Genomic DNA, 3,968 nt, shown 5'->3' with positions numbered 1-3,968 from the left:
GGCATCGGCGTCCGCGGCGTCGGCTTCCGCAAAGTCGTCGGCAAGGGCGTCGGCGTCGGCATCGGCGTCCACGGCGCCGGCATCGGCGTCCGCGGCATCGGCGTCCGCGGCGTCCGCGTCGGCGTCGGCGAAACCAGAGGCGGAGCCGGGGTATTCGGTGATCTCCGGGATGTCGAAGTCGTCGAGATCAGCGTCGTCGTCCTCGCCCTCCTCCTCCGCCACCGAGGCCATCGCCCCCGGCACGGAGTGGGCGTCGTCCTCTTCATCCAGTTCCGTCGCCGCGGTGTCCGGCTCCGGCGGGGTGCCCTCGTAGTCGTCGATGTCCAGGTCGCCCTCGACCTGGTCGCCGCCGATCCAGCGGACCGTCATCTCCTCCAGCGACACCGGCTGCTCAAAATCAATGAGCCCTTCGCGGTACAGCTCCAGCAACGCCAGGAAGCGGGCCACCACCTCGAGCGTGTTCTCGCAGTCGGCGATCAGCAGGCTGAATGTCGCGCTGCCCGCGCGGCGGAGGCGGTCGCGGATCAGGGTCGCGTGTTCGCGGACGCTGACCCGGACCTGGTGGATGTGCGCGATCGACACCTCGGGCGGTCCCGGTTTGGGCAGGAACTGCTTCAGGGCCATCTTCAGCAGGCGTTCCGGGCCGATGCCGAGGACCAGGTCGGGCAGCGCCTCCGCGTAGCGGGGCTCCAGGGAGACCGCCCGCGGCCAGCGTTTGGTGCCGACGCCTTCCAGGTCCGCGATCACGGCCGCGGCTTCCTTGTACGCCTTGTACTGCAGGAGGCGGGCGAAGAGCAGGTCGCCGGCTTCCAGCAGGGCCAGGTCGTCCTCGTCCTCCACCTCGGCCGAGGGCAGCAGCCGGGCCGCCTTCAGGTCCAGCAGAGTTGCCGCGACCAGCAGGAACTCGCTGGTTTCGCCCAGGTCCCAGTCGTCGCCCATGGCCCGGATGTAGGCGATGAAGTCGTCGGTGACCTGGTGCAGCGCGATCTCGGTGACGTCGAGTTTGTGCTTGCCGATGAGCTGCAGCAGCAGGTCGAACGGTCCGGTGAAGTTGGTCAGCCGGACCGTGAACTTGCCGGAGTCGACCTCGGCCTCAACGGGAACGCCGAGTTCCGCGACGGGAACGCCGGCTTCCGGCACGGCGTCGGCCGACTCTGAGACTGGCTGTTCAGGCACGTGAAGACCGTAGACCACGGGCTCGACAAGCTGTTCCCCGCTCAACCCCGTACCCCCGCCGGCCCTGCGGAACACCGCTCCGCGATGGTTCAACGCCGCTGGGTGCCGCCGGTCACGGTCCGGCCGGTCTTGACACCAGGGGGGTGACCGTTAACATCTCCCTCACATCGATGCCCGTGTATGGAAAGCGCTTACCGGAGGCGTCGGAACACAGCCGTGAGGGCGCACGGCGGTCAGCTCGTCAGCCGAGATTTTGGAGCAGTCATGACCTCCCCAAGCCCGAAGACCCCCTCGCGCCGGCGCTGGCGGACCGGCCTGCTGGCCGCCACCACGCTGGTGCTCTCCGGGGCCGGCGTCGCCGTCGGCCTCTCCCAGGCCTCGGCCGCCGCCTGCGGCGCCCTGTCGTACCAAGCCGAGGCGACGCTCAGCGGCAGCACCTGGACCGCGCGCCGGGGCAGCAGCACCGTCTACACCGGCACCGACATGCGCGCGGCGGTGCAGGCCGCGATCAGCAGCCTGCCCAGCCGTACGGCCAAGCAGAACGTGCTGGTCCGCGGCTCCGGCTCGATCAGCGCCAACTCGCGCATCTCGCTGCCCAGCTACACGCTGCTGGACGTGTGCGGCACGATCAACGTGACCGGTACGGGCTCCGGCGACCAGGCCCCGATCTACTCCCGGGGCACCCGCGACGTCGAGGTGGCCCATCTCAACGTCACCGGCGCCCCGCTGTACGGCATCTTCATGCGCAGCGTGAACAACCTGATCCTCGGGCAGATCGACATGCGACTGTCCAGCGGCCTGGGCGTACGCATCGACAACTACGGTGACAAGACCGTGCCGTCGCGCAACATCCGGATCGACAGTGCCTACGTCTCCGGGGCCAGCTCGCACGCCGTGGAGACCTACGGGGTCGACGGCATCACCATCGGCACCGTCACCGCGCGCAACGTCGGCGAGTCCGGGCTGCTGCTCAACCAGACGGTCAACGCCACCGTCGGCACCGTCGACGCGGAGAACGCGGGCGCCGGCACCGGCTACGCCGCTTTCCGGATGGCCAACCGCAACGGCCGCATCGGCAGCAGCTACAACACCAACATCCGCGTCGGGACCGTCAAGGCGCGCGGCGGCGGCCGGGGCGTCTTCTGCGTCTCGGAGAGCGGCGGCGCGGTCATCGACCGGGTCGACATCGCCAACACCGGCAACAACTCGGTGCTGATCGAGAACTGCTACAACGTGGTGCTGGCCGGCGTGTCCGGGACGATCACCGGCGGTGGCGAGGTACGGATCTCCTCGCGCACCGACTTCCCGCCGTCGTCGAACATCCGCTTCCAGAACCTCACGGTCAGCAACACCAACATCCGGTGGAGCCCGTGCACCGGCACCAACAACACCATCAGCAACGTCACCCGGTCGAACTCAAGCCTGACCTGGTGCTGAGCCAGCGCCGGCGCCGGGCGGTCAGCGGGTCGCCCGGGCCGGCGTCAGCAGTGCGGCCGCCGCGTAGCGCAGCAGCGGCCAGTAGATGCGGGCCGAGTCGCTCAGCGCGCTGAAGTGCGAGGACGCGTTGTCGTCGAGGTAGGTCGTGGTGATCACGACCTCCTCGATCCGGTGCCCCGCGCGGGCGGCTTCGAGCAGGATGTTCATCTCGTACTCGAAGCGTTCGCCGGGGACCGTGCCGAGCCAGTCGAGCAGAGCCGACGGGTACGCCCGCAGCCCGGTCTGGGTGTCCTGGACCCCGCGGCCGGTGGCGGCCCGGAACAGTGCCTGCGTGACCGTGTTGCCGACCTTGCTGCGCAGCGGGACGTTCTCGGCGAAGCGGCGGACACCCAGCACGGTGTGACCGGTCGCCGCGACGCGGTCCGCGACCCGCACGATGTCCGTGACGCTGTGCTGGCCGTCGGCGTCCGCGCAGACGACGTCGAGGCCGGGATGCTGCTGCGCCGCGTACCGGAAACCGGTTTTGAGGGCGACGCCCTTGCCCTGGTTGCGCGGGTGACGCAGGACCGTGCCGCCGAGGTTCTCCGCCTGGCGCAGCACTTCGGCGGCGGCCGGGCTGCTGCCGTCGTCGACGATGACGAAGTGGCACCCCGGTGCGGCCCGGCGCAGCTCGGTCATCAGGGTGGGCAGGTGGTGGCTCGGCTGGTAGACCGGCAGGAGAACGACCATGGACCGGTTCTCGTCGTGCACGTGGTTCTCCTCGGGGGTGTCGCCGGCCCGTCCGTGGTCCGGTGGCAACCCCTCCTTACCCAGCCGGGCCCCGCCCGTCGCGGGTCCGGCGTAATTCCTTCGGTGGGTTTCGTAACAGGCGCTCGGCGCGGCGCAGGGAGGCGACCATCTTGCGTTCGCGGCGCAGCAGGGCGGCCGGGTCGCGGGTGCCGAGGAAGCCGAGGCGGGCGATGACCCGGGCGGCCCGCTCGGACCGCCACGGCAACGGCGTCTCTCCCCCGGTGGCGGGCACGTCCAGCAGGGCCCGCGCGGGCAGGGTGAGGACCTTGACGGCGAGCAGGCGGATCCGCGGCAGGTGCTCGCGGTGCGAGACCAGACCGAGCGGGTGTACGGCGTCGAACGCGTACCCGTCGAGCAGCCCGTCCTCGACGGTGTGCACCAGGTTCTCCAGGGTGCTGCGGGAACGGGTCTCGGCGCGCAGGTCCGCGTACCGGTCGAGACCCGCCGCCCGGGCCTCGCGCAGCATCAGGTCGCCCTCCCGCCAGCCCGCCGGGGGTTGCCCGGCGCCCTCGGTGGCTTCCGCCCAGCCGCCGGTGAAGACGATGCGGGCGACCCCGGGGTGCGCG

4 protein-coding genes are annotated in these 3,968 nt (G+C 70.7%); 1 reads left to right on the top strand and 3 read right to left on the bottom strand.

Features of this window, described 5'->3' with window-relative positions:
- Window positions 1-1,140, bottom strand: a 1,140-nt coding sequence (locus AB0C29_RS37185) for a segregation/condensation protein A (RefSeq protein WP_360830639.1), incomplete at its 3' end; no start/stop codon positions are given.
- A gap of 300 nt (window positions 1,141-1,440) precedes the next feature.
- On the opposite strand from AB0C29_RS37185, the gene AB0C29_RS37180 reads away from it, so the two are divergent.
- Window positions 1,441-2,613: a hypothetical protein gene (locus tag AB0C29_RS37180; RefSeq protein ID WP_360830636.1), complete on the top strand. Its 1,173-nt coding sequence runs from the start codon at window positions 1,441-1,443 to the stop codon at window positions 2,611-2,613.
- Window positions 2,614-2,634: 21 nt separating this feature from the next.
- On the opposite strand, the gene AB0C29_RS37175 is transcribed toward AB0C29_RS37180, so the two are convergent.
- Together AB0C29_RS37175 and AB0C29_RS37170 are read right to left on the bottom strand one after the other, a co-directional pair.
- Complete coding sequence (locus AB0C29_RS37175) at window positions 2,635-3,411, bottom strand: glycosyltransferase family 2 protein (RefSeq protein ID WP_360830634.1); 777 nt, start codon at window positions 3,409-3,411, stop codon at window positions 2,635-2,637.
- Window positions 3,412-3,418: 7 nt separating this feature from the next.
- Window positions 3,419-3,968, bottom strand: a 550-nt coding sequence (locus tag AB0C29_RS37170; RefSeq protein WP_360830631.1) for an ElyC/SanA/YdcF family protein, incomplete at its 5' end; no start/stop codon positions are given.

This window comes from Actinoplanes sp. NPDC048791, assembly GCF_040650095.1.
GTDB lineage: Bacteria > Actinomycetota > Actinomycetes > Mycobacteriales > Micromonosporaceae > Actinoplanes.
This window is presented reverse-complemented; position numbering and strand designations above follow the sequence as displayed.

Bases quoted from the DNA above. Each gene is read 5' to 3' on its own strand.
- AB0C29_RS37180 (WP_360830636.1), top strand. From the start codon at position 1,441: ATGACCTCCCCAAGCCCGAAGACCCCCTCGCGCCGGCGCTGGCGGACC.